Annotated in this window: 27 protein-coding genes and 2 tRNA genes; 6 read left to right on the forward strand and 23 right to left on the reverse strand. The window is 30.1% G+C overall.

Translation table 11 applies throughout. The features are described from left to right. Nucleotides 1-19: 19 nt before the first annotated feature. The 8 genes from npdG to frhA all read right to left on the reverse strand — a co-directional run bounded on the left by npdG (nt 20) and on the right by frhA (nt 8452). Complete coding sequence (gene npdG, locus ON24_RS04895; RefSeq protein ID WP_016359186.1) at nt 20-694, reverse strand: NADPH-dependent F420 reductase; 675 nt, start codon at nt 692-694, stop codon at nt 20-22. After that, on the reverse strand, nt 684-1172 hold the full coding sequence (locus ON24_RS08945) for a transposase (protein WP_050553559.1): 489 nt from the start codon (nt 1170-1172) through the stop codon (nt 684-686). The genes npdG and ON24_RS08945 overlap by 11 nt, the downstream gene beginning before the upstream one ends. 84 nt (nt 1173-1256) lie before the next feature. Further along, nucleotides 1257-2753, reverse strand: coding sequence for an aldehyde dehydrogenase family protein (locus ON24_RS04905; protein ID WP_040682131.1), 1497 nt, complete (start codon nt 2751-2753; stop codon nt 1257-1259). Between the two features lie 32 nt (nt 2754-2785). Beyond that, nucleotides 2786-3967, reverse strand: a complete 1182-nt coding sequence (locus ON24_RS04910) for an iron-containing alcohol dehydrogenase (protein WP_016359189.1) — start codon at nt 3965-3967, stop codon at nt 2786-2788. 1071 nt (nt 3968-5038) lie between these two features. Then, nucleotides 5039-5917, reverse strand: a complete 879-nt coding sequence (gene frhB / locus ON24_RS04915) for a coenzyme F420 hydrogenase subunit beta (protein ID WP_040682132.1) — start codon at nt 5915-5917, stop codon at nt 5039-5041. Nucleotides 5918-5928: 11 nt separating this feature from the next. Further along, entirely contained in the window at nt 5929-6744 is an 816-nt protein-coding gene (gene frhG / locus ON24_RS09270; RefSeq protein ID WP_040682133.1) for a coenzyme F420 hydrogenase subunit gamma, read from the reverse strand. Continuing rightward, nucleotides 6745-7224 carry a coenzyme F420-reducing hydrogenase, FrhD protein gene (frhD, locus tag ON24_RS09275; protein WP_016359192.1) on the reverse strand — a complete coding sequence of 160 codons (480 nt, stop codon included), beginning with the start codon at nt 7222-7224 and terminating at the stop codon, nt 6745-6747. Nucleotides 7225-7234: 10 nt separating this feature from the next. Continuing rightward, nucleotides 7235-8452 (reverse strand): coenzyme F420 hydrogenase subunit alpha, encoded by a 1218-nt coding sequence (gene frhA / locus ON24_RS04930; RefSeq protein WP_016359193.1) that lies wholly within the window; start codon nt 8450-8452, stop codon nt 7235-7237. A 502-nt stretch (nt 8453-8954) separates the two neighbouring features. On the opposite strand from frhA, the gene ON24_RS08950 reads away from it, so the two are divergent. The 4 genes from ON24_RS08950 to ON24_RS04950 all read left to right on the forward strand — a co-directional run bounded on the left by ON24_RS08950 (nt 8955) and on the right by ON24_RS04950 (nt 10240). After that, nucleotides 8955-9461, forward strand: coding sequence for a hypothetical protein (locus ON24_RS08950; protein WP_016359194.1), 507 nt, complete (start codon nt 8955-8957; stop codon nt 9459-9461). A 137-nt stretch (nt 9462-9598) separates the two neighbouring features. Further along, nucleotides 9599-9672, forward strand: a tRNA-Arg gene (locus tag ON24_RS04940). A gap of 75 nt (nt 9673-9747) precedes the next feature. Further along, a tRNA-Arg gene (locus ON24_RS04945) sits at nt 9748-9821 on the forward strand. 74 nt (nt 9822-9895) lie between these two features. Continuing rightward, the gene (locus tag ON24_RS04950) at nt 9896-10240 is read left to right on the forward strand and encodes an ArsR/SmtB family transcription factor (protein WP_016359195.1); all 345 of its coding nucleotides are present in this window, start codon (nt 9896-9898) and stop codon (nt 10238-10240) included. 87 nt (nt 10241-10327) lie between these two features. Here ON24_RS04950 and ON24_RS04955 read toward each other — a convergent pair whose 3' ends face one another. The 15 genes from ON24_RS04955 to hpt all read right to left on the reverse strand — a co-directional run bounded on the left by ON24_RS04955 (nt 10328) and on the right by hpt (nt 21998). Continuing rightward, nucleotides 10328-11527, reverse strand: a complete 1200-nt coding sequence (locus ON24_RS04955; protein WP_040682134.1) for a TIGR00375 family protein — start codon at nt 11525-11527, stop codon at nt 10328-10330. 264 nt (nt 11528-11791) lie between these two features. Then, on the reverse strand, nt 11792-12565 hold the full coding sequence (locus tag ON24_RS04960; RefSeq protein ID WP_016359197.1) for a proteasome assembly chaperone family protein: 774 nt from the start codon (nt 12563-12565) through the stop codon (nt 11792-11794). A gap of 8 nt (nt 12566-12573) precedes the next feature. Then, nucleotides 12574-12735, reverse strand: a complete 162-nt coding sequence (locus ON24_RS04965) for an RNA-protein complex protein Nop10 (protein ID WP_016359198.1) — start codon at nt 12733-12735, stop codon at nt 12574-12576. Between the two features lie 75 nt (nt 12736-12810). Beyond that, on the reverse strand, nt 12811-13608 hold the full coding sequence (locus ON24_RS04970) for a translation initiation factor IF-2 subunit alpha (RefSeq protein ID WP_040682135.1): 798 nt from the start codon (nt 13606-13608) through the stop codon (nt 12811-12813). 100 nt (nt 13609-13708) lie between these two features. Beyond that, nucleotides 13709-13888 carry a 30S ribosomal protein S27e gene (locus ON24_RS04975; RefSeq protein WP_016359200.1) on the reverse strand — a complete coding sequence of 60 codons (180 nt, stop codon included), beginning with the start codon at nt 13886-13888 and terminating at the stop codon, nt 13709-13711. A gap of 9 nt (nt 13889-13897) precedes the next feature. Beyond that, nucleotides 13898-14176: a 50S ribosomal protein L44e gene (locus ON24_RS04980; RefSeq protein WP_016359201.1), complete on the reverse strand. Its 279-nt coding sequence runs from the start codon at nt 14174-14176 to the stop codon at nt 13898-13900. Nucleotides 14177-14446: 270 nt separating this feature from the next. Then, on the reverse strand, nt 14447-15400 hold the full coding sequence (locus ON24_RS04985; protein WP_040682136.1) for a DNA replication complex subunit Gins51: 954 nt from the start codon (nt 15398-15400) through the stop codon (nt 14447-14449). 71 nt (nt 15401-15471) lie between these two features. Then, nucleotides 15472-16206, reverse strand: a complete 735-nt coding sequence (pcn, locus tag ON24_RS04990; protein WP_016359202.1) for a proliferating cell nuclear antigen (pcna) — start codon at nt 16204-16206, stop codon at nt 15472-15474. 357 nt (nt 16207-16563) lie between these two features. Continuing rightward, complete coding sequence (locus ON24_RS04995) at nt 16564-18012, reverse strand: hypothetical protein (protein ID WP_040682137.1); 1449 nt, start codon at nt 18010-18012, stop codon at nt 16564-16566. A 27-nt stretch (nt 18013-18039) separates the two neighbouring features. Further along, nucleotides 18040-18357, reverse strand: coding sequence for a transcription factor S (locus ON24_RS05000; protein WP_016359204.1), 318 nt, complete (start codon nt 18355-18357; stop codon nt 18040-18042). Between the two features lie 331 nt (nt 18358-18688). Beyond that, nucleotides 18689-19102, reverse strand: a complete 414-nt coding sequence (locus ON24_RS05005) for an NUDIX domain-containing protein (RefSeq protein ID WP_016359205.1) — start codon at nt 19100-19102, stop codon at nt 18689-18691. A 217-nt stretch (nt 19103-19319) separates the two neighbouring features. Beyond that, entirely contained in the window at nt 19320-19592 is a 273-nt protein-coding gene (locus ON24_RS05010; RefSeq protein ID WP_369751280.1) for a DNA-directed RNA polymerase subunit L, read from the reverse strand. A gap of 49 nt (nt 19593-19641) precedes the next feature. Further along, nucleotides 19642-20211, reverse strand: coding sequence for an exosome complex RNA-binding protein Csl4 (locus ON24_RS05015; RefSeq protein WP_016359207.1), 570 nt, complete (start codon nt 20209-20211; stop codon nt 19642-19644). 140 nt (nt 20212-20351) lie between these two features. Next, the gene (dph2, locus tag ON24_RS05020) at nt 20352-21362 is read right to left on the reverse strand and encodes a diphthamide biosynthesis enzyme Dph2 (protein ID WP_040682139.1); all 1011 of its coding nucleotides are present in this window, start codon (nt 21360-21362) and stop codon (nt 20352-20354) included. 60 nt (nt 21363-21422) lie between these two features. Beyond that, nucleotides 21423-21998, reverse strand: coding sequence for a hypoxanthine/guanine phosphoribosyltransferase (hpt, locus tag ON24_RS05025; RefSeq protein WP_040682140.1), 576 nt, complete (start codon nt 21996-21998; stop codon nt 21423-21425). Between the two features lie 268 nt (nt 21999-22266). Between hpt and ON24_RS05030 the strand changes: the two genes are divergently transcribed. After that, the gene (locus ON24_RS05030) at nt 22267-23613 is read left to right on the forward strand and encodes a signal recognition particle protein Srp54 (RefSeq protein WP_198008290.1); all 1347 of its coding nucleotides are present in this window, start codon (nt 22267-22269) and stop codon (nt 23611-23613) included. A gap of 52 nt (nt 23614-23665) precedes the next feature. Beyond that, complete coding sequence (locus ON24_RS05035; protein ID WP_040682141.1) at nt 23666-24895, forward strand: tRNA pseudouridine(54/55) synthase Pus10; 1230 nt, start codon at nt 23666-23668, stop codon at nt 24893-24895. Nucleotides 24896-25229: the final 334 nt, after the last annotated feature.

Genomic DNA, 25229 nt, shown 5'->3' on the forward strand with positions numbered 1-25229 from the left:
AACATTTGGTGAGAATAATTTAGAAGTCAAAACCTGTTAAACGAAAACCTCCGTATTTAGATTTATATTTAATATTTAAACCAATGAGTAAAGGTGTAACTACCTCTATCAATTGTGCCTTTTCAAGAGCCCCTGCATCGATTACTTTAATACCCGGTATCTTCTCAATCAACTCTTTTGCAGTGTCTTTAGCCTCTTGATTATCACCTGCAATAATGCAATCACAGTCAATTGGTTCAGGAATATTTAAAAGTAAACTATTACTTATATTATTAAAAGCAGCAATGACTTTAACATCTTCACCTTCCAATATTGAAGCCGTTCTCTCTGCAGCAGATCCTTCAGGCAATTTAAGAACCCTTGAAACTTTACCTCCAATAGCTGTTTCTAATGGAACCGTTGCATCTAAAAAGATCTTTCCTTTAACAAAAGGTTTGATAGTTTTTAATGTTGCACTTTGAGCTTGTAAAGGTACTGTCATAATAAGAATATCCCCTTCTTTTGCAGCATCCTCATTAGCCAAACCTTTAATATCAACATCATAATCTTTTAATTCATCAATTGTTTCTCCGACAACCTTTACTGCCTTTTCTTCTTTACGTGAACCAACAATTACAGATTCACCAGCAATAGCCAAACGCTTAGCAATACCTAAACCTTGAGGTCCAGTACCACCAATAATACTAATGATCATTAGAATTACCTCCATTTACTTGAAATTTATTTCCATTCAATCTGAAAAATCCGTCATCATCCTTTACTAATCTTTCAAAATCACTTCTATGAATATATTTATTGATTTTTTTAATGACATTATAGATAGTATTTCGACTATATCCTGTTTGCTCTGCAATATCTGCAACTGACATGACATACATATTGAAAATAATATAACTTAAAACACTTATCGGCATTTTAGAATTTTCAAAGAAAGTTCCACTAAAATCATTGAATGCATGATCACAGTCATTACATTTAAATTTGCGTATTTTACCCTGAGGATATCCCTTATCAATAAATCCTTTTTTATTTACATTAAAAGATTTACATCTAGGACAATAAACACCATTAGCCCAGCGAATAGATCTAAATATATCCATAAATAATGTTTCATATGAAAAACTATTCACAAATTTAATATCAAGATTTTTCTCATAATCCTTGTTTATCATTTTAACCATCAAATGAAAATAAAAAATAATATTAGAAATTAAAAGATGAAGATTATTGAAATAATATTCAATAATCAACCTTTTCTATTTCTTTGGATAGAAACCACTTGGTTGCTCAGATAGATTAATCATTATATTTTTCATCTGTGTATAATGTTCCAATATAACCTTATGAGTTTCACGACCAATACCTGATTGTTTATAACCACCAAATGGAGCACCAGCAGGAATTGAATTATAAGTGTTTACCCACATACGACCTGTTTCAATAGCATTACATACACGGATAGCACGGTTAATATCCCTAGTCCAAACAGCACCACCTAAACCATATGAACTGTCATTAGCCATTTCAATTACATCTTCTTCATCTTTAAATGGAATGACAACAGCTACAGGTCCAAAAATTTCCTCTTGTGCTACTTTCATATCATTAGTAACATTGGTTAATAATGTAGGTTTAAAGAAACTACCTTCTGAAAGTGGTCCCTCTTTAAATCTTTCACCACCAACAGCAATTGTTGCACCTTCTTTTACACCATCTTGAACACATTTTTCAATTTTTTCAACTTGCCTCTCATTAATCTGAGAACCCATCTGTGTATCCTCTAACCATGGCATATTTACATTTATTTTACCAAATTGATCTACAGCTTCCTTAACAAACTTATCGTAAATATCTTCTTGGACAAATACACGGGAACCTGCACAACATACTTGACCCTGGTTAAATAAAATACCTAATTGTAAACCGTCCATTGCCATATCCCATTTACAATCATCAAAGTAAATGTTAGCAGATTTACCTCCTAATTCTAAGGTTGATGGAATTAATCTTGATGCAGCACAGTTTGCTACATTACAACCTATTTCAGTGGAACCGGTAAATGCTAATTTTCTGAATCCTGGATGTTCTAACATGTATTGACCTGATTTTGAACCTTTACCAGTAATAACATTAAATACACCTTTAGGAATAACTTTTTCAGTCATTTTAGCAAATTCGAGTACACTTAAAGGAGTGGAACTTGATGGGTGGAATACAGTACAACATCCTGCAGCAAGCACTGGAGCTAATTTCCAAGCAGCCATTAAGAATGGGAAGTTCCAAGGAACAATTTGACCAACTACACCTATTGGTTCCCTTAAGATTAAGCTTAAGGTATTATTGTCCAACATTGTTGCAGAACCTTCCTCAGCACGTACAGCACCAGCAAAGTAACGGAAGTGATCTGATGAAAATGGCATGTCTATAGCCATATTCTCCCTAATTGGCTTACCATTATCAAGTGTTTCAATCATAGCTAATTTATCAGCATTGTCGTCAATAATATCTGCAACCTTAAGTAGAATTTCTTCTCTTTCAATAGGTTCAACAGCTTTCCAATCTGGAAATGCGGCATTAGCAGCATCAACTGCCTCATCCACATCTGCGTTAGTAGCTTCAGCACATGTAGCTAGTTTTTCACCATTTGCAGGACAAAAAGTTTCAAAGGTTGAGCCGTCTGATGCATCTTTCCATTGTCCATTTATATATAATTGATACTTTTCCTGTGCAGGGTTATTAGGAATCTTTTCCATATTATTACCTCTTTATCTCATTTATTTTTTATCTAGAAATCAATCTCATCTATACCATAGTATATATTGTGTAAAAGTTTTTCAAACAATTCTGCAGTCATTTCTCTTGGGTTTGCAGCAGTACATGCATCAGTCATAGCATTTTTAGAAATTTCCTTGACTTTTGCATTAAATTCATCTTCATCTACACCCCACTCTTTAAGATCATGAGGTATACCTAAGTATTTATTAAAGTCTGCAACAGTATTACATAGTTTTTCAACCAATTCCTCATCAGTACCTTCCCATCCAAGATAACGGCCAATAGCAGCATATCTTGAAGGATCTTTCCTAGCATTAAATCTAGTAGCATATGGTAGATACATAGCATTAGCTTCACCATGAGGAATATGTCTTCCAGAGAATGCAGCTCCAGTTTTATGAGCCATAGAATGGACAATACCTAATAATCCATTAGAAAATGCAATTCCAGCTTCAGCCTGAGCATAATGCATCATTTCCCTCGCATCTTGATTTCCGTCATAGGACTGTTTTAGATTATTCAAAATCATGTGAATCGCATCTAAAGCCATAGCATCTGCAAATGGTTGATGGGTTGAAGCGGTATATGCTTCAATAGCATGAGTTAAAGCATCCATTCCAGTATGTGCTACTAATTTAGGTGGCATACTTGCTGGTAACTGTGGATCTACAATAGCCACATCTGGAGTTACTTCAAAATCAGCAATAGGCCATTTAATACCGGTATCATAATCAGTTATAACTGAGAATGCAGTTACCTCAGTACCAGTACCACTTGTAGAACCAATAGCGCAGAAATGAGCTTTTTGTCTCATTTTAGGTAAACCAAATGGAACACATGCCTCTTCAAAGGTTAAATCAGGATATTCATAGAAAATCCACATACCTTTAGCTGCATCAATAGGGGAACCTCCACCCATTGCTACAATCCAATCTGGTTCAAATTCACGCATTTGTTTTGCTCCTTCCATGACAGTGGTAACAGAAGGGTCTGATTCTACTCCTTCGAATAATTTTGTTTCCATGCCTGCCTCTTTAAGATAGTCCATGACTTTATCCAGGAAACCAGCACGTTTTAAGGATCCTCCACCAATTACTACAAAAGCCTTTTTACCTTCTAAATCTTTTAAATTTTCTAATGCACCTTGACCTACGAAAATTTTTCTAGGTACACAGAACAATGTTTTATCCATATTTTTTCCTCCGAAATTTAAGTAACGTGTTTATGGTGGTTAAATTCTTAAGAATTATTTTATCCACATGTAAAAATAAAAATATAAAAAAGGTATAAATTGAAAATTATTAAGTGGTACTTAAAAATCAAAATAATAAACAATAGAGCATGAAAAAATGTAAAAAAATTAACTAATCAATAGCATACTAAAATATTCCCATAAATATAAGTGATATGACTTAAGTTTATAAGAATTATATTAACTACAACCATTACAATTAAAAATTTTTACAAACTTCTATGATATCCTTTGTTATATCTATTTTACAATTAAAAATTGTAAGAACTAATATATAAACTAATCAAAAATGAAAAATTTGTAACTAACATCAAGCTTAGTTTCAATAAATAAGAACAAAATAAAAAATTAGTCTAAAATTAGATAATTAAAAATCAAAAAGAATTTATAAGAATTTTCTAAAAATCAATAAGAAAAAATAATATTATTATAAATAAATAAACTAAAAAACTACAATTAAAAAATTAAATTTAAATTGAATAGTTCATAAAATATGAATTAAATAATTTTAAAAAAACAGTTAAAATAGCTTTAAATAGAAAAATAAAAATGAAAATAAGTTAAAATAAGTATTAAATGAATAATTATATGTAAATTAATATATATAGAAATAAAAAAATTTTAAATATAAAATAAAATAATAATTAATTGTTGTACAAAAAATAAGAAATAAATAAAAGTATATTAAGTAAATAAAATAATAAATAATCTTTATTTAATTAAATCAAAGTTATAAAAATTTTTAAAAGAAAAGTAATAAAAAATAAAGAGTATTTTTTAAAAACAAAATAGGATTCATTTTAAATAAGAAAAATAGCTAAAATACTACCATTAAAAATTAGAAGAAATCCTCAAAACAATGCAATATTAATAAAAGGGTTTAAGAACAGATTAGAATAAAAATAATAAATTACATTTATTAAAATCAATTAAATTTGAAAATATGAAAACGATCTAAAAAAAGTAATTGCTAATACAAAATAAAAAAAAGAAAAGAAAAAATAAAGAAGTTTAATATTCATAGTATTTATCAAATGGAACAGGAAGTCCCATCTTCATCCTATTTTCAGCTTCTTTCTTATTTTTATCTTTTTTACCTTTAGCTAATTTACTGAGTAAACCTAAACCTGGTTTTACAGAATCATCAAATTCCTTAGTTTCAATAAGGCCTGCACTTACAGCAGCATTGAAAATAGATTCACCATCATCGGTTCTTGTAAATACAGTAGACCAACCATCTGGAGAACCAACAGATCCAGTAGCAACATCAGCAAATTCTGCTACATAATCAGGACAGACATTACATCCTGCTTGTTCATATCCATGTGTTTCTTTTAAAGAAATTCCGTGATTGTCATCAGCCGTTTCTGCAAAGAATTTACCTTTACCAATATCCATTTTAGTAATATCATTAATGTCTAATCCCATTTTTTCAGCAGTGAAAGTTTCAATTGAAGCCATAGGGAAGTTTTCCATACAGAAAATACCGATTAATAATTTAAGTTTATCTGCAACGAATCTTGTTGAGAATGGATATACTTGCATTTTTCTAATACCCATGATTTGACATGGAGTTCCTACAGTACCGACTTTTTCAATACCTGCTTGTCTTACAGCTTCTTTTAACGCCCAAACATTAGGTGAATGAGTATATTTAGTTCCAGCTGCAGCAATAAGCTCATCGGTAGTAGTAGCAACTACTGGTTTAGGTACCCAAGGTTCATCACTAGGTCCAGCGACAACTGCTCCTTCAATAATACCTTCGTCTAATGCATAGGAGAATAAAGCAGTTACAATTCCACCATCTTGAGCAACATCTTGAATTTTTTTATCGGTAGCTCTTGCACAAACAACTTGTTTATATTTTCCAAATTCTTGACCAAATTCCATACTAAATCCTCCTATAAGTCAAATTCTTTTTGAATCCTTTCATATGGGAACCAAGATCTAGGACAATGTACATAACATGAACCACATTTAATACATCTATCCTTATTACATTCAGGTCTACCTTCAACCATAGTCATTGCTCTAGTTGGACAAGCTAATGCACAAGTTCCACATCCGGTACATAATGATTTATTAGTAATGTTAGTTTTTACATCACAACCACATGCTAAATTACATGAAGCAAGGTTAAGTGCAGGTTGTAAATAATCCATATCACTATTAATTAAAGCAACAACAGCTTTAGCAATCATTTCCGGAGAAACAGGACAACCAGGAAGAGCAAGATCTACTTTTACCAAATCACTTACAGGTACAAATGACTCGTGTTTAGGTTGTGCTTGTTGACCACCATGAGCAAATCTAGTGAAACAACCAGTCATAGCACAGGAACCGAAAGCACATATTAAATCAGAATGTTTTCTAGCTTCTTGAACTTCATTTAAACTGTGTTCATCTTGTAAACATACAGAACCTTCAATAAGACATAAGTCCATATGAGGCATTTCCTCTGCATAAGTACCATGAATCCATTTATCTACTAAAGTTTGACCATATACAATATCTACCATATCAGAAAGTAAGGTTGATAAAATATCATAGTTTTCAGTTAAAGACATTGCATCACCGGTACAACCACTTAAGTGGATGTATCCGATTTTAGGTTTATTAGTAGGTTTTATAGAAACTTGACCTTCCTCGTATTTAACCTCAGATTCAACAGGTTTAGTTTCTTTTTTACCAAAAGATTTTTTTAATTTATCAAACATTTAATTAACCCCTATCTCTTTAAAAATCATATCAATGGCTTTAGGAATAGCGTTTTCAACAGGCTCAGTTAAGCCCATTACTATATCTGGTGCAGAAATTTCTTTTGGTTGGCAACCTACTATTACAACATCAATTCCTTGATTTGCCAAATCTTGTAATGGTTCTTCAACAGCCCAATTATGAGCATTTTCATATTTACCTTTAGGCATCTCAAAAGGTGAGAAAAATCTTAAGGTACCTGGTTCAGCATTAAAATCAACTACATCAACAATTACTAACTTTTTCCATTTTTCACTAGGTAGTGAAAAAACATAGTAAGTTGCGCTAGTACCTGCATCAATAAAGTCAACTTCTTCAGGAAAGTCTTTATCTTTGAAATATTTTTCTTTGATTGTTTTAATTACATATGGTCCAAAACCATCGTCCTGGAACAATACATTTCCACAGCCAACAACTAAATTTTCTACATCATATGCCATTTAAATTCCCCTATAAATTTACCATCTCACTTTTGAGAACACTTTTATCATCGTCATCCACTACCATTACATGAGTAGCACATGATAAACATGGATCATAAGCTCTAATTACATGAGGTCCATATTCATGGTGGAAACCTTCAGTAGCAGGACCCATAATTGGGATATTCCAGGTAGTTGGTACTAAACATGAATAATATTGAACCCTACCGTCTTTAATTTGAGCCATATGAACATCAGTTCCTCTAGGTGCTTCAATTACACCTAAACCTAATTTATTGGTACCTCTAGGGTCAAAGTCAGCTCTAACAGGAGCGGAAGTATCTAATTGATCAACTAATTCCACAATTCTTGCAGCATTAAGTTTCATTTCTTCAGCTCTTGCAACATGTTGAGCAACTACACCTTTATCTTTAAATCCATGATACATTTCCATTCTAGCTCTAGGTCCAGTTTCAATAGGTTTACCTTCCCATAAAGGAATAGTAGAACAAGCCCTTTTACCTATTTCCGGATCATCATACCATTGTTCAGGCATAATTTCACTGAATTTATCAAAGTCAAAATAAGATCTGTCACCATAGTAAGGACTAGATGAAAATGGTTTATTTTTAACAACACCTAAATCTTTAGGTAATCCTTTATCCGCAACTAATCCTTCGATTAATTCAGCATGTTTCTCAACATCAGGTACTAATTCTTTAGCAATCTTTGTTATTTTTTCTTTAGCTAATGGAGAAATATTTCTAGCCATTCCGCCTACTCTAATATCAGATGGGTGAATACCTTCACCTGCTAATGTATCTACAATAAATTGAGCTTTTTTCCTAATATTAGATACACTGTCTACAGCTGTTTTAAATAAGTTATCAGGTACAAAATCTGGTGCGATTAAGAAATGGTGAATAGCTGCACTATCAAGACAGTGAGCTGCTAAAGTTACCTCTCTCATAATTTTTCCAGCTTTAGGAACCTCAATATCTAATGAATCATCTATAGCTTCAACAGATGCTAAGGTATGAGGTATAGGACAAACACCACAAATTCTTTGACATAAAACAGGTGGAGTTTCAGGTGCCTTACCTACAACCATCTTTTCTAAACCTCTAACAGGAGTAATACTAAAGTATCTACCCTTTGTAACAATTCCTTCATCATCCACTTCCATGACAAGTTCTGCGTGGCCTTCTTGTCTGGTAGTAGGTGATATAACTATTTTTTCACTCAAATGTGTCACCTCTTATATTAAAAAATTAGAAACCAACGACAGTTATTAATTTATTAAAGATGATATATAAATGATTTTTAATAAAGTAAAACGAAAAATTTATATAGTAAAAGATTAATGAAAAACGAAAATTATACAAAGATGCAATAGAATTTAAAAAAAATATAAAAATAATACATAATTTAAAAAATCATTAAAAAAATTAAAATAGAAAACAAATATTGAATAATAGAAAAAAAGTAAGCATATAGCTTTAAATCCGCAATATAATGAATAAAACAATTATTTTAATAAAATAGAAAAATAATTTTATGAATTTTTAGATAAAAAGTAATACAGAAAATAGATAAAATGAAATATACAAAATTTTATAAATAAAAAAAACCATATAAGAAAAGTAATATATATTATATAAAAGTTTTGTAAAAGATTTATAAGTATAAGTAATTATAATTATAAATTTTTTACAGAACAAGTCTTATACAATATAGAGGTGAGTTGAGTGGAAAAATCTAATATTATTATCTCAATTATTATTGTTATTTGTATTGCAGCAGGAGTAACTGCTTATGGATTAACTAGTGAAGATAACGGAGTATTCAAGAATCTCCAAGGAATTGGTGCAGATAACGGAGGATCTGGTGTTGGAAATTCTACTAACGTAAGTACCAATACAGATAATTCTGGCTCTGGCTCATCAGATAACAGTGGTTCTGATGGACAATATTCTGGAGGAGACAGTTCTGGTGCTGGTTACTACGATGGTAGTGGCAGTAGTAGTGGTAGTGGTGACAGTGGAAACAATGCTATTACTCCAAATGATAACGGCGGCTCAAATGATAATGGTGGATCAAATAACGGCGACATACATGCAGTTGCATATGAATTAACCACATATCACTCCGATGGATCTTATACTGTAACTAAATATAATTACCTTGACCAGAAAGTTGGATTTATTACTTATGATAAGGATGGAAATCAAATTGAAGGTGGAGGTGGTGCTTAAAAACACCATAATAATCAGTAAAAACATTTACTGATTATAATCTTTTTTTTTAAAAAATTTAGAATTTAGTAATATTACTTAAAAAATAGTAATATTTATATATTAGTTTAAACTAATATTCTAATGTTGATATACATGGGCCGGTAGCCTAGTAGGATAGGGCGTCGGACTTCTAATCCGAAGATCCCGGGTTCAAATCCCGGCCGGTCCGTATAAAAGATACTTTTTTTATTAATTTTACTTACTCTAAAAAATTTACTGTTTAATCATAAATTTAATTAAAAAAGGGCTTGTAGCCTAGCTGGATAGGGCGTTAGACTCCTAATCTAAAGATCGCGGGTTCAAATCCCGCCAAGTCCGTTTTATAAATAGCTCTCATTTTTTAACTTTTAAACTTAGAAACTTTTATAATAAATATAATTTAATATAAAACTATGGCAAATGATATATGTGAGATTAAAAGTATAAGAGAAGATGTTATTGAAGAAGTTTCAAGGGAAATGAAAACTTGTAAGACTTATGAAGACACAGCAAATATATTTAAATTGCTTGGGGATTACAATAGAATTAGAATCATTAATGCATTGAAAATTAAAGAATTATGTGTCTGTGAGTTATCCATATTATTAGATATGAGCCAATCAAGTATTTCACATCAATTAAGAATATTAAGACATCACAATATTGTAAAGAATAGAAAGGAAAATAAAAGGGTCTTTTATTCATTAAATAATGATAAAATATTCAAACTCATTGAAGAGTCTGAGGAATTGATATAATTGAATAAAAATAATCTAAAATATAATTTCCTTAACTTGAATTATTTAAAAAAGTTATCTAAAATAAATACCACTAGATATTAAAAATCAACCAAAATTATCCAATGTAACTACCTTTTTTGAGTCTGTATTTTCCTGTTTTTCCACTTTATCGAAAGATATTTCACCATATTTTCCACCACCACCTGGTGTGATATGTACAGTACCATTTCTAAATGACAAAATACCATTTGAAATCTTTGAATCAACCTTTTCAATATCCTCAATTGGAGTATTAATTAAAACCTCAATTTCAGGACCAAACTTATTTATAAGGTTTTCCCATTTACCTTGAACTGTTTTTGTTGTGACCCCTTTATCATAAATCTTAGATATAATTTCTGCAAGAGGCATTAAATGGACATATGGAGGTCTAAAGTCTGGATGATGAGGTGAATCATAGTCATTAATCTCACTAATCCTATAGTCTACACCTTTTTTAACTCTTCCGCCACAGTCCAAACATTTCATATTGTTTTCCTTTGCTATTAAAGGATCCACTAAACTGTGACAGTTTGTACATGCTGTCATGTGATATTTTCCTAAGTTTGGAACAAGACCATAGTTAGCTTTAATTCTGTTATGTTTTATTGCATATTTTAGTGAGGAATATGAAATATCTTTCATCTCTATTTGATTAAACTCTCGACCTAATCTATGAGGCCATGGTGAATGTGCATCTGAGTTTGATAAAAATGGAAAATCCTTTAATTCTTTAACTGTATCTGCCATATCTGTATCTGCAGATAAACCTAATTCTACAAAATCAACTTTTCCACCGTAACAATCATAGATACTATCATAAGACTTATACATTCCAGTCCAGGGTGTGAAAGCATGGGCAGGGCCAATTAAACAATCATAATCCCTAACCATATCGAAAATTTCACTGCCACTCATTTTAGTACGTGGTCTTCCATCGGAATATTTATTCTTAGATACCAATTTATCTGAAAGTTCACGGGCTGTATCCATATTTGGAAGTATAATCAGGTGGTGTATTTTCTTTTCTGCCTCAACCTCAACAGTTAGAATAAAATCACAATCCCTATATGAGTATATTCCATCGCCAACATATTCCGTATTTTCCTCAATCATTTCAAGCCATTTTGGATGGAAGGCATCCCCTGTACCAACAAGATTAAGACCTTTTTCCTTAGCTTTGGGAGCCATGTTCTCTATTAACATATCCTTAGATGTTGCCATGGAAAAACAACTGTGAACATGTAAATCAGTATTAATTAACATAAGTAATGATTAGCTTAATTTAATATATTAAACTTTTGAAAAAAAAAGATCAAACAAATAATCATACATAAAGTAAATTCAAATTCCATATTTAAAGAATAGCTAAAAAATAAAACAAAACACTGTAATACCTTTTAATTAAAAAATTATAAAGAATTCCCCAGTATTATAAAAAATTAAGAAATTAAAAAAATATAGACTGTTTCAGTATTTAATTAAAATGAAATAAAAAAAAGTAAGAAACTAAAAAAAATAATAAAAAAATTAACCGATATATCTTAAATCATCTTTATCCTGTTTTGGCATAGAACGATTAATCATATCTTGTTCCATTTGTTGAGCTTTAGAAATCATTTGTCTAGTTTCTTCTGCCCTTTCTTCAAGTTTATCGGTGTTTACTTCTATTTTAAGTAGAATAGAAAGTTTATTTAATAATGCTTCTGCAGCTTCGGCATCTATAAAATAACCTGGAGTTTCACCCATCAAACAAGCACCAGACATTCCTCTAAGTTGACCTAAACCTAAAAATAATCCTGAAGCTCCAATGATTCCACCATCAACAGACCTGATTTCTATACCTGCATCCTTTAAAATATCGATTTTCTCCTCATCGGTAGCAGCACCATAAACTGTAGTCTCCTCTACAGGTTGACCTGTTGCAAGTCCGCCTAAAGTAAAAATGTTCTTAACGCCAAACTGTTCTATAAAGTCAAGAATATCTCCACATATGGAATACTGGCCCTCTGTAGACAAACCTTGAGAATTACCTACCAAAACAATTAAATCTCTTTCATCTTCACCTTGGGATTTTAGATAGTATAATTCATTAGACATACTCTCGATAATTCCATTTTCACCTATAAAAACCTGAGGAGGGAAATAAGGAGAATAAATTTCCGCAAATTTAGTGGCATTCAACTCATCAATTAAATGATCAGCAGCTAACTTACCAACATGACCGATACCTGGAAGTGCTTCAATAAATATAGGATTATCTAAAGAAACCTCTTCTAAAACTTTAATTTGAGTATTTTTCATGATTAACCTCATTTAGATTCTTCTTTTAATTTCCTTCTATATTTACCATACTTGTCTTCAATGGAATATTTTGGAGGATAAATAACATTTAATTCTCCACCACACTTAGGACATTTATCTTGTATGGTATAAATATTACATGATTTACACTTGTGCATTTTCATTTTCATAATATCACAAAAAATAGAATTAAAATTTAGTTATAAAATCACGTAAAAAAAATAATAAAAAAAGATAAGATTTAACTAATCTAATTCTCTTAAAAATTCTCCATTACCACCAGATTGCTCAATTATATCAATTGCTCTATCTGCAGCAGCTTGAAGTTCTTTTTCAGCTAAGATATAATCGGTTGAAGTAACAGTAATACGATATCTAGGAGCACCTACACATTGTACTTTAATTACCTCTCCATCATTATCGCCATTATTTTCCGCAGCGAGTAAAGCCTCTTTTACAATGTCTACACCATTATAATCAAAGGTTTGAATATCTACATATCCACTAATATGAACCTCTGGAGGAGTAATGTTTCTTTTAGCAACTTCGGTGATTGCTTCTGCCCACTCTTCACTAATACCTTCATCAGTTAAAGCAGTAGCACCTTCATCAACAGCAGTTTCAAATGCCCCGTAAATATCTCCAAAGATATCCATTAAGTCATAACCTACTTCTTTATAAGCAGTGTTTAAATCTTTTCCTAATGATTTAGCAGATAATTCTAAGAATTTTTCAGCTTTTTGTTCAATTTTCCATTGCTGAATCTTTTTGGTTCTTTGATCTTCTCTGATTCTTTTTAAAGAAGCATCAATATGACCTTTTTTAGGATTTACTCTAATACAACGTGCAACAATTTTCTGATTTTCTCTAACATGGTCACGGATGTTTTTAACCCAACCAGAAGATACTTCACTAATATGGATGAAAGCCTCTTTTCCAACATATTCTTCAAGTTTAGCAAAACAACCATAAGGGAGAACTTTGTAAACTGTTGCAACAATTAATTCACCTTCTTTAGGCCATTTACTGTTTTTTCTTACCATTAAAACACCTTCATATATAAAATATTAGGTTCTTAATTTTTATTAGGATATATAAAAAATAAAAAATAGCAATAATAAAAATTAAAAAAATTTAAAATAATTAGTTTAAAACTTCATCGATATGAGCCATGATTTTAGCTTTGGAACCACGGGATTTAACAATAGTTTTACCACAGATAATACATTTTACATCAGATGCAGCACGATCAAAAACTATTTGTTCATTTCCACAATCTAAACATTTGACTCTTAAAAAATTTCCTCTTCCTTTGCTAGCCATATTAAACACCTATTGACTTACGAATTCAGGTTTACCAGTTCTAAATGCTTTTCTAATGTGAGATTTTCCACATTCTTTACATTTGTATCTTAAGTCTAATTTCTTAACTGGTTTACTTCCACTAGGTAATGGTCTTGGGTAACCTCTGTATCCTGCAGTTACACGTCTGAACTGTCTTTGACCCCATTTTAATTCACTAGCTTTTCGTTTTTTAGAAGTACGAACTTCATGAATAGTATGTTTTTTACAATAAGGACAATAAGTCCTTTTTTCTTTTGGTATCTTCATATAATCACCTTTTTAATATTACCAACTAAACAGGAACGATTTAAGTATCCCTTTAGCCAATAGTATCTATAACTCATATCAAACTAGACAAGAACTTATTAGGTATCCCTCCAGCAAGATAATCTATAAGAATAAGTCAATATAATAAGAAGTTATTTTTAGAAAAAATAAGTAATTCATATTATCTTATAATAGATACATTTATTATATATATCACATTAGTATTTAAACTTAACTAAAAAAATAGAATCTAAGGAATATAAAAATTAGCTAGATTTCTATAATGCGTCCTTTTCTACACCTTACTATTACATTAGCATTTGCTTTAGGCATAATAACTAAATCCTGAGATTTAAATGGACCATAAATCTTCTCATCAACACCAATTATCTGATTAAAATCTTTAAAAACCAGAACCAAAGTTTTATCTACCAGATGTTTATTTTTTATTTTTGAATCCAAAAAATCCTCTTCCTTTAAATCTACAAATTGATTATCGATAGATTCCTGTAAGTTATCTAATTCATCAACATTACTTGAATCCTGATTAGTAACTACACGGGAGGAGTTTACTGATTCCCTTTCATTAGAAGATTTGTTAGTCTTGAAAGGGGCATTGTTAACATTATTTTTTTTTGCCCTTTCAATTTTAGAATTAATTATCTGTTTTTCAACGGATTCCCTCTTCTCGTTTTCTAAGACTTTACCCTTGGAGATTTCATTTAACCTATTTAAAACCTCATCATCTGAATCATCCATTTGATGAGAGTTTTCTCTAGAAGTATCCTGGTTAAAAACCGTGGCGGATTCCTCTTTCTTACTAGATTTATTGAAGGAATCTAAGGAAATGTTATTTCTATGATTTTTAAATGCGTCTATCAATGAATAGTACAATTTTTCCTCTTCATCAGTTAGATTAAGTGGGGTAGTATCCAATAAGTCAAATTCAGGTTTACCTTTAAATAAATGATATGACCTATGAATATTCATTAATGCCGCTTCGGCAATTTTATGTTCCCTTCTTTCACAGATTTCTGTTGCAATTCTTTGAGTATCCTTTAAAAGATAGTTTACATTTGAAAAAGGATCATCACTAACATTATCTATAAGATCATTAATATAGGAATAAATTAGACTATAGAAATTATTATCCACTTTAGCCAGTGAACTATTACCCCGTTCTTTTTTTTGGATTTTACGTAATTCTTGAAAAAATTTATCCACATTAATCACTCACAGAAATAAGAAAATAAAGTTTAAAAAATATGTTTAAAAGATAAAGATTCAAAATCCGATTATTCATCGGATTCAATACGTGGAGCAAGTAAGAAACTAAGTTCCCCTTCCTCAGAAACCATTTTAAGTGAAAGACTTAAAGGCATATCATTACCTAGTTTAATAGTAGCAACATCTGAGAATTTATCTGCTTTAAGCATTTCCCTAATTTTTTCCAAAGAGAATATGGATTTAGCCTCATTATCTATTTTTTCACCATGTATATATTCAATATTAGCATCACCGAATTCTCCTTCAGCTGCTGCTTTAAATACCTCTTCATTAACCATTAATATGATTTTATCAGAGAAAATATCAATATCATTAATAGAATCTTTTAAAAGTGCAAAAGGAATATCAAATTTAGTTGGATATTCTAATGGTGGTGCTGATGGAGCATCATATTCCATATCTATAAGGCGTATTTTAAATGTTCTTTTAGCTTCACCTTCAAAGGTAATAATAAGATTACCTTCATCCAATGATAAAATTACCCTATCGTTAGATTTGGAACGTTTTAAAACTTTCATCAATTCTTCGGTGTCAACATTTATTTTTTCAGGTTCATCGCAAATAAATTCATCAAATAAACTTGCTTTAAGCTCTAAATGAACAAAAGTTATATGACTTCTATCAAGAGCATTTAATCTGACACCTTCACTATCAGTTTGTAATTGTACTTCATCAACAATTGATGAAATAGCATCAAAACTTGTTTTTAAAATATTTGGGTCACTTAACTCTGCTTTAAACATAACATCATCCCAAATAAAGTTTTTAATTAAAATAATTATAAACTTTATAAGTAAATTACATCTATAATAAATTATATTATTATATATTTTTTGTTATCATTACTTATAAATTTATAATATGCAATGCCATTTATAAAAAAAATTAATAAAAATTACTAATATATAAAAGATTTAAAAAACGGCTAAAAAAGGAAAAAAACAGGTTTAGTATTAAAGTCAAAGCCTCAATAAAAAGAGAACTTAAAAACAAAAAATAGAATAAATCAAAATCATAATAAAAAAAGAACTTAAAAATAAAAAAAAGAGCAAATCAGAATCCGATGAAAAATTAAAAAAAAGATAAAAACATTAAAGATTTTATTTATCATCATCCTCTTCATTATGAACTGAGGTGTTGACTGTGATTTTAAAATCGTCTGCATCTGTTTTTACATAATCAGAATCAAAAGACTTTTTAGTAACATTATAATTGTCTTCATTATCTTCTAGTTCATATTTTTCTTCAGATATTTCAGTTTCATCATCTAAATCTTCATTATCTGTCTCTTTACCCTCGGGGATATCATCAACAGTAATTTCATCTAGAAAATCATCCATATTGATATCTTCCCTATCAATACTTCTCATTTCATCAAAAGTGTTATCGAATGGAGTTTTAACAGAAATAATCTGTATTAAAGAAAATATAAAACAGATAGCCCCAATTATAAACAAGAGAATAGACATACCAACATATTCTCCAGAAGCCACACTATCTACAACTCTTGCAGATCTGCCAAATACAAGATAGATTCCTAAAGATATTGTAACAATACCTACAATAATTCCCAATATGGGAATTATACTCAAGTTAACTTTTTTAATACCTATGCCAGACGGGTTATCTTCAACAGATTTTCCTGGTTTGGTATTCTTATCTCTATCTGCATCAAATATAGAATTTTCAGTTTTAGATTCTTTCTTGAAATCTTTAGATTTGTTTTTATCTTCATCTTTATCATTATCTTCTTCAACTTCTTTAAATGATTGATGAAGTTTAGATAAGAAAGAAGAAGAAGTTTTAGATTTTAAAGAAAATTCCTTATCAGAATTATCTTCAATATCTTCAAAATTTGAAGAGTTATCTTCAGAATCAACCGAATCATTTTCATCTGATTTTTCCTTTAAACTCATATTAATATCTTCTTTATCATTTTTAGAAGGTTTATTATCGTCTTCAAAAATATCATCAACATTATTTAAAATATTGTCTTCAAATGAGAAAGATGCCCCTTCATCAGATTTATTAATTTTTGATTCTTCTGTTTCATCTATTTCTAATTTATCAAAACTTAACTTATCATCATCTGCAAAGGAGGAATCATGTTCAAAATCCTTAGCATTTTTTAAACTCTCATAATTTAAAGTTTTTTGAATATGTACAGTAGGTTCATCATTTTTAGAGGAATATTCTGTAAGTTTTTTATCGTTTTTACCTTCATCTAAATCCTCATCTAAAATTTTATCAACCTTTTTGAAAATATTTCCAAGTGAAGATTTCTTGTCTTCTGCAGAATCGGACTTTTCAATATTCTCAGTTGGTTTTAAACTATCTGATTTAGAGGAAATGCTTTTGGATACAGATTCTTTTTTTTGGTTTTCTTTTTTAGAACCATCATTATCAGATGATTCGGAAGAATACTCTACAGATTCATCTTTAATAGAGATAGATTCTGTAGTTGCTGGTGTCTTCTTAACAGCTTTCATAATATTTTGAAGATGTTTAATAGAATCTTCATAATCTGATCCATTATTAGATTTTTTCATAATAACTCTCCATCACTATGATTAAAATTAATCATATTCTCTCCAAACATGTTTACATTCCATACATTTAAAGAATCTAGTTTCAGCTTCATCAGCACTACGTGTTTGTTGTAACCACCAATAAGCCTTAGTAAAACCACAATTTGGACAAGTAACTTTAGTAGTCGGAAGGGTCTCAATATCTTCCCCTTTCATAATAACATTATCTTTAGCTTGTACTTTTTCAGAAACCTCATATTCATCTGTTTCTGATTTGGATAAATCTTTTTCATATCCACATTTATTACATTTGACCTTGTTACCTTGTGGAAGTAACATAGCACCGCAATTTGGACAGAATTCCATTTTAGACCTCCAATAATATAATTGATTATAATAATAAATTACATTAAAAACTTTTAGAATGTAATTTGTAAATTAATATTTAAAAACATTAATTAGATTTATTTTAATATAATATGAATTATATTTAACTTACTATTATATAAAATTTATAGGATTTTTTAAAAAAAAATAAGCATTTTATCAAATATTCTTAAACTTGTTTTAACATTCATTTTAAAAAAAAAGTTGAAATAGAATCAAAAATTCCTAAAACTCTTTAAAAAAAAATAGAAAAATAGATTTAAATTTAATTGAAAACTAAAACCAATATAAATTTAATCTATCAACCATTTTAATTAACCAGTTTATGGATATCCTTAATAATTTCCCCATGGTCAAATGCCAAGTCAATATTTTTTAAATCCTCAAATGAGAAAATATCAATATCCTCTGCATCGTCATCTGCTTTTCTATCATCAAAATTACCTTTTGCCAGGAAAACAACAGTGACTGTATGACCTCTAGGGTCCCTATTGGGATCGGAATAGACTCCAACTAATTTAGTTAATTCAACATCAATACTTGTTTCTTCTTTAGCTTCACGCCTTGCGGCATTTTCAACTGTTTCCCCATATTCTACAAAACCTCCAGGAAAAGCCCAGCAGTCCTTATATGGATCATTTTTACGTTTGATGAGTATAAAATTATTCTTATCATCATATATAAAAATATCAACAGTTAATGATGGCTTTTTATGATAAGACATTTAAATCACCTAAAACTTTTTTTTATTTCAATATAAAATTGGAATAAAATTAAGAACTTAATTAGAAATTTACTAAATTAAAAATAAATATTAAAAGATTATTCTAAAATAATTCAATATCTAGCCAATAATTTAAAAAAAGCAAAATAGCCTAGAAAAGAATAATTTAAAAAAATTTAGTTTTTTTAAAAAAAAAACTAAAATAAATTAAAAACGATTATATTTGTTCTACTAAAGATTTAAATTCTTCAGCTTGATCTTTTAAAGTTTCAGCAGCTTTTTTAAGGGAGTTTCTTGCAACTTTTTTCTGCTTAGTTTTGATAGTCATTATTGGCTCACCAATCAATGGATGGTCAATACCATATACAGCATATTGTACATCATCATCTTCCATAAGAATTTTTCTTAAAGCATTACAAAGTGCATGTTTCTCTCCATGAAGAACAATTTCTAATTCTAATTTTTTATCAGTTAAAACTTCAATATCCATTTTATCAACCATTATAATTATAATTTAAATCTAAATAACACAATAAAACTTAAATACGATAGTTTGAAGAGACTTTACGTTTCTCTTTTTTACCACATCTAGGGCAAACTAATTCATCTTTCATACTAGTAGGTTCTAAAAATTGGCGGCATCTAGTACACATAGCCTTAACAACACCACAGTCATCATCTTCAGTATTTAAATCGATATTTTCACCTGTAATTCTAGATACTTTACCTTCTATGATATCCCCAATTCTAAAAGCATCAGTTAAACGCTCTAGATAATCATTTTTAACTTGAGATATATGAATAGCACCAAGATAAGGTAAAGCTAATTCTCTATCCTCACCAGATTTACCCTGAACATCAATTAAAGCCCTTTGACTACGAACATCAGTAATCTGCCCATAAACCATGTCTCCTTTTTCCAGGACAATAGGACTACCTGTAAGTGGACTGACTGATACCTGTCTATTTACCAAATCTAAATTTACATTACCAAAAATAGAAGATTTAATAGTACCATTATCATCAAATGTTCCTTCACCAGGTAAATATTGTTCTACAATTCCTAAAAAATCGCCGGGCATTACTAAATCTCCTGATTCCACCTTCATTTACACACCTCTAAAAATAGGAAAAATGAAAAACTATTAAATTTTTAATATAAAGCTTATCAAATACTTATTTATAATTTTTTTATAATATAAATATATTTAAAATTAATTACTATTTATATATTTCATATTAAAAAATATTATTCTTTGTAACGTTCATCAAATAATATCTCATCTAATTGATAGTCTTCCCATTTTCTTTTATCTGTAACAATTTCCAATTCCTGAGGAGTGATTACCGGTTTTTTATACATTGCAGAGTCATCAATTGCTATTCTAGGACATGCAGTTACTACAAATCCACCTAGATCCATATAGGGTAAAAGAATTTCAGGACTAATCATATCTACAAGAATAATGTAAGCCTCCATTCCTTCATCCTCAAGGCTTTTCTTTATTTCTTTGGCCAAAGCCATTCTATATTGACCTTCTTTAGTAGATACTAAAATACCCCATTTGTTTACGGCTTTTGCTTTAGTTATTCTTGCAAATCTGATTCTTAGAATCCTATCTGCATAATCGGAAATTTCCCTAACCTCACCAGTATAAGGATCAGCTGCAATAACTGGAGCCTTTGTAAACAGATGAATACCTACAGGATGAAAATTACCAGTACCTATAAAAAGATAGACCTCTGCATCGAGATTTTTAATGGATGAAAAATTACAGCCTAGAACTTGGCCCTTTGTAGTGCCTCTAGAGGAGGAACCTACCACCACCTCTTTACCGTTATCCTCCAAATAATCACTGATTTCATTAATCAAATGAAGATGTTGAGTTGTAGTTGCAAGTGCTATTTTACTAGAATCATCCAATAACTCTAATGTTTTATCCAAAACCTTTTTAATTTTAACGTTAGAATAAGCCTCAATGAACATTACAGGAACCTTATATCTTAAAGGCAATGGTGTATGAGCATAGTGAACAATCATATCCACCATACCTTCCATCTTTTTATCACAGACATCACATGATCCAAAACAAGGATCACCTGATATGATGACTGTCGCATCTGTTTCTTCCTCAATTCTTTTTGCAATGGAGGTAGCCTGTGTTTTCAAACCTTCTGGAAATTGTAAACCAATCGTTTTATAATCCTTTTTATTAATATGATTGATTACCTTATCCACATTCATATTATACAATGACATAAAAATCAAGAAAATTGTAATTTAAAAAAAAAGATAATTGAATTTAAATAGTCTTTAGGATTAGTAATCCTCTCCAACCACGCCGTCGACAACCACTTTATCGTTTTCAATATGTATCTTTACAACGGTATTAACTTTACAGCCTGTTTCCCTTTCTACAATCTTCTTACCTTCACCCTTTTCCAAAACGGCAATAATGGTAACAAGATCCACACCTATTTCCTTAAGGGCCTCGATAGTATTGATTAATGTTCCGCCAGTACTTACAACATCATCAATCAATAGAATCCTATCACCCTTATGTAGATCATTTACATATAAAGTTGATTCGCCATATCCTGTTTTTTTATGTATGGTTTTTTCTCCATCAAGACCATATTTTCTTTTTCTAATAATGACAAAAGGAATATCTGTTTCTAAAGATAAAGCAGTAGCCAAATGAATACCCATAGCTTCGATAGCTACAATTTTATCCACATCAATATTAAAGTTCTTAACAATAAGTTTTGAGATTTCCTTTAAAACCTCAGGTTTCATTGTTGGAACACCATCACTAATTGGGTGAACAAAATAATCGTAATTTCCTTTTTTAACAATAGGTGCATTTACTAATGATTCTTTTAATTCTTCAAGCATAATTTTCCTCTTTAATTTAAATTAAAAAATATAATTTTAAAAATTGTTTTAAAAGATAGTTAATTAAAATAAAATTTACAAAAAAAATTTATAAACTATTAATTAAAATTATAGTTTTATATATTTACTTAATAAAATATAATATTGCTTACTATATTATTAATATTTAATATATTTTAAAATTTTACAAAAACCAATATTTTAAATCTATTTAATAATTGTCAAAACAATTACAAACACAATTCAATTAAAAATTTAAAGGCTGTTGATAGATATGTTAGGAAATTTAGGAGAGAGCCTAAGTAACAGTATAAAAAAATTAGCAGGAATGTCTGTTATTGATAAAAAAACCGTTAAAGAAGTTGTAAAAGATATACAACGTGCATTAATTCAATCTGATGTTAACGTTAAATTGGTTTTTAAATTATCAAAGAGAATTGAAGACAGAGCTTTAAACGAAAAGCCTCCTAAAGGAATAACTGCAAGAGAATATGTCATTACAATTATTTATGAGGAAATGGTTAATTTATTAGGTGGTTCAGAACCAGCAAAACTAGAAATTACTGAAAAACCTTTTAAGATTCTATTTCTTGGATTACAAGGTAGTGGTAAAACTACCACCATCGGTAAACTATGTAAATATCTGATTAAAAAAGGATATAACCCTGCTGTTGTATGTACAGATACATGGAGACCAGCGGCATATGAACAATTAAGACAATTGACTGATGAATTAGATATTTCCTTATACGGAGATCCTGAAAACAAGGATGCTCTTGATTTAGCTAAAAAAGGTCTTGAAAAATTTAAAAACCAGAGAATCATAATATTCGATACAGCAGGTAGACATAAACAGGAATCCGATCTAATCGAGGAAATGAACAAATTGGACAATGTTATTAATCCAAGTGAATCCATACTTGTAGTAGACGGAACTATTGGACAGATTGCAGGAGAACAGGCAAAGGCATTTTCCGAGGCTACCGATATTGGTTCCATAATCATCTCAAAATTAGACGGTTCAGGTAAAGGGGGAGGAGCACTGTCTGCAGTAGCGGAAACCGGTGCACCTATTAAATTCATAGGTACCGGTGAGAAGATTGATGATTTCGAAGTCTTTGATCCGGAAAGGTTTATCTCAAGATTACTTGGTATGGGAGATATTCAGTCACTTGTTGAAAGGGCAGAGGAAAACATCGATGAGGATGTCGCTCAAAAAACCATGAACAATATGATGAGTGGTAAGTTTACACTTGTTGACATGAGGAATCAATTCGATATGATGAATAAGATGGGGCCAATGCAACAGGTTATGAGCATGATACCTGGACTTGGAAATAAAGTGCCTAAGGAATTTACAAAGATGACCGAGGACAAGATTGAAACATTTAAAATAATCATGTCCTCAATGACTCAGGAGGAGATGGAAAATCCTAAGATGATAAAACAGTCAAGGGCAAGAAGAATTGCAAGAGGTTCCGGTGTTGAGGAAAAAGACATTAAGGAACTTTTGAAATACTATAACAATAGTAAAAGAGCAATGAAAGGTATTGGTAAACGTGGAGGATTTGGTGGCGGAAATATTAACCGTATCATGAACCAAATGAGAAGATAATCCCCAGTTAAAATTTAAATTTTTTTATTTATTAACCTTAACAGTCGATAGTATGGAAGATGAAACATTAGATATTGCAAGAAGATTGATAGAACTTAGTGATAACAAGATATGTAATCACTGTCTAGGACGTAAGTTTTCAGATAAGATTGAAGGAAAGGACAATGAGGAGAGAGGTCTTAAAATAAGAAAGGAACTTTCTTTTGATAATCCTAAAAACAATGACATATGTCCAATATGCCAGAACACATTTGAAAAGATTAATGAGGAACTATTCAATAAGATACAGGATAAAATTGATTCAATAGGCCTTGAATTTGACAATTATTTAGTAGGTTCTAAGATTCCTAAAGAGATTCTAAATAAGGACGATGAAATCTCAGAAAGATATGACTTTAAGGTTGAGAATATAAAGAAGGAAGTCAATAGAATAATCGGGAAAGAAATTGGTTTAATCTACAATAAAGATGCCGAATTCAAACATAATGACATTACCATTGAAATCAACTTTAAAAAAGACAATCTAAGTGTCTATATCCAAATAAATCCAATCTTTATAGAGGGAACCTATAATAAATATAAAAGGGGCATTCCCCAGACCAAATGGTTATGCAGAAAGTGCCATGGAAAGGGATGTGAATACTGTAATTATCAAGGTAAAATGTATCCGGAATCCGTTGAGGAATTGCTATCAGATGTCTTACTTGAAAAGACCAAGGGAAGATCCTGTAAATTCCATGGTGCAGGTAGAGAGGACATTGATGTTTTAATGTTAGGTGACGGAAGACCATTTGTTATTGAGGTTGTGGAACCTAAGATTAGAAACATAGACCTTAGAGAACTGGAAGATGAGGCAAATAGACATGCTGCAGGTAAAACAAAATACAACAATTTAAAGTATTCAAAGAGAAACAGGAAAGCAGAGATAAAGCTTTCCTCACCAGATGCATATAAGGCATATGAGGCAATTGTTGACTGTGATGATGAAATCGATGAAGGGGAACTTGAGATTTTAAAAACATTAGATTTGATTAAGCAGCAAACCCCTCAGAGAGTGTTAAGAAGACGTGCCGATAAAGTTAGAGAAAAGAGAGTTTTAGGTGTTGAAACTGAAATAATAGGCCCAAAATCATTTAAAATGAAAGTTAAAACCCAAGGGGGATTATATATTAAGGAACTTATCTCATCAGATGATGGAAGAAGTAATCCAAGTGTTACCAGTCTTTTAAATAAGCAGTGTGTCTGTAGGCAACTAGATGTTATTGAGGTAAGTAAAAAATAGTAGGTGAGGAAATCCCCTAATTCCATTTAACTATAAAAAAAATATATTAAAATATTATTATAGATTAAAAAATTAAACAAGACCGATAGGCTTTATTTTAAGAAAACAAAAATTTAAGAGGATTTTAGAAGATTTATAAAAAAATTAAAAAATTTCAAGAATCCTATTTTTATAGAAAAAATAGCCGAAAAACTAAAAGTATATTAATAACTTTGTAGTAATAGATTAACATTATTAATTTTATGGAAAAAATTTTCAAAATTATTAAATCATTATTTTATAAAAATTTATGAAATTTATCCATTTTATATATTAAATACTAAAAAACTATGTT

This window comes from Methanobrevibacter boviskoreani JH1, assembly GCF_000320505.1.
GTDB classification, from domain to species: domain Archaea; phylum Methanobacteriota; class Methanobacteria; order Methanobacteriales; family Methanobacteriaceae; genus Methanarmilla; species Methanarmilla boviskoreani.

Bases quoted from the DNA above. Each gene is read 5' to 3' on its own strand.
- ON24_RS04965 (WP_016359198.1), bottom strand. From the start codon at position 12,735: ATGAAAATGAAAATGCACAAGTGTAAATCATGTAATATTTATACCATA.
- ON24_RS04950 (WP_016359195.1), top strand. From the start codon at position 9,896: ATGGCAAATGATATATGTGAGATTAAAAGTATAAGAGAAGATGTTATT.
- hpt (WP_040682140.1), bottom strand. From the start codon at position 21,998: ATGCTTGAAGAATTAAAAGAATCATTAGTAAATGCACCTATTGTTAAA.
- npdG (WP_016359186.1), bottom strand. From the start codon at position 694: ATGATCATTAGTATTATTGGTGGTACTGGACCTCAAGGTTTAGGTATT.
- frhB (WP_040682132.1), bottom strand. From the start codon at position 5,917: ATGGAATTTGGTCAAGAATTTGGAAAATATAAACAAGTTGTTTGTGCA.
- ON24_RS04960 (WP_016359197.1), bottom strand. From the start codon at position 12,565: ATGAAAAATACTCAAATTAAAGTTTTAGAAGAGGTTTCTTTAGATAAT.
- ON24_RS04975 (WP_016359200.1), bottom strand. From the start codon at position 13,888: ATGGCTAGCAAAGGAAGAGGAAATTTTTTAAGAGTCAAATGTTTAGAT.
- ON24_RS05000 (WP_016359204.1), bottom strand. From the start codon at position 18,357: ATGGAATTCTGTCCAAATTGCGGTGCTATGTTACTTCCACAAGGTAAC.
- ON24_RS04995 (WP_040682137.1), bottom strand. From the start codon at position 18,012: ATGAAAAAATCTAATAATGGATCAGATTATGAAGATTCTATTAAACAT.
- ON24_RS05010 (WP_369751280.1), bottom strand. From the start codon at position 19,592: ATGGATATTGAAGTTTTAACTGATAAAAAATTAGAATTAGAAATTGTT.
- frhG (WP_040682133.1), bottom strand. From the start codon at position 6,744: ATGTTTGATAAATTAAAAAAATCTTTTGGTAAAAAAGAAACTAAACCT.
- ON24_RS05005 (WP_016359205.1), bottom strand. From the start codon at position 19,102: ATGTCTTATCATAAAAAGCCATCATTAACTGTTGATATTTTTATATAT.
- ON24_RS04905 (WP_040682131.1), bottom strand. From the start codon at position 2,753: ATGGAAAAGATTCCTAATAACCCTGCACAGGAAAAGTATCAATTATAT.
- ON24_RS04955 (WP_040682134.1), bottom strand. From the start codon at position 11,527: ATGTTAATTAATACTGATTTACATGTTCACAGTTGTTTTTCCATGGCA.
- ON24_RS08945 (WP_050553559.1), bottom strand. From the start codon at position 1,172: ATGATAAACAAGGATTATGAGAAAAATCTTGATATTAAATTTGTGAAT.
- ON24_RS04970 (WP_040682135.1), bottom strand. From the start codon at position 13,608: ATGGTAAGAAAAAACAGTAAATGGCCTAAAGAAGGTGAATTAATTGTT.
- ON24_RS04980 (WP_016359201.1), bottom strand. From the start codon at position 14,176: ATGAAGATACCAAAAGAAAAAAGGACTTATTGTCCTTATTGTAAAAAA.
- ON24_RS04910 (WP_016359189.1), bottom strand. From the start codon at position 3,967: ATGGATAAAACATTGTTCTGTGTACCTAGAAAAATTTTCGTAGGTCAA.
- ON24_RS05015 (WP_016359207.1), bottom strand. From the start codon at position 20,211: ATGAAGGTGGAATCAGGAGATTTAGTAATGCCCGGCGATTTTTTAGGA.
- dph2 (WP_040682139.1), bottom strand. From the start codon at position 21,362: ATGTCATTGTATAATATGAATGTGGATAAGGTAATCAATCATATTAAT.
- frhD (WP_016359192.1), bottom strand. From the start codon at position 7,224: ATGGCATATGATGTAGAAAATTTAGTTGTTGGCTGTGGAAATGTATTG.
- ON24_RS05035 (WP_040682141.1), top strand. From the start codon at position 23,666: ATGGAAGATGAAACATTAGATATTGCAAGAAGATTGATAGAACTTAGT.
- pcn (WP_016359202.1), bottom strand. From the start codon at position 16,206: ATGTTTAAAGCAGAGTTAAGTGACCCAAATATTTTAAAAACAAGTTTT.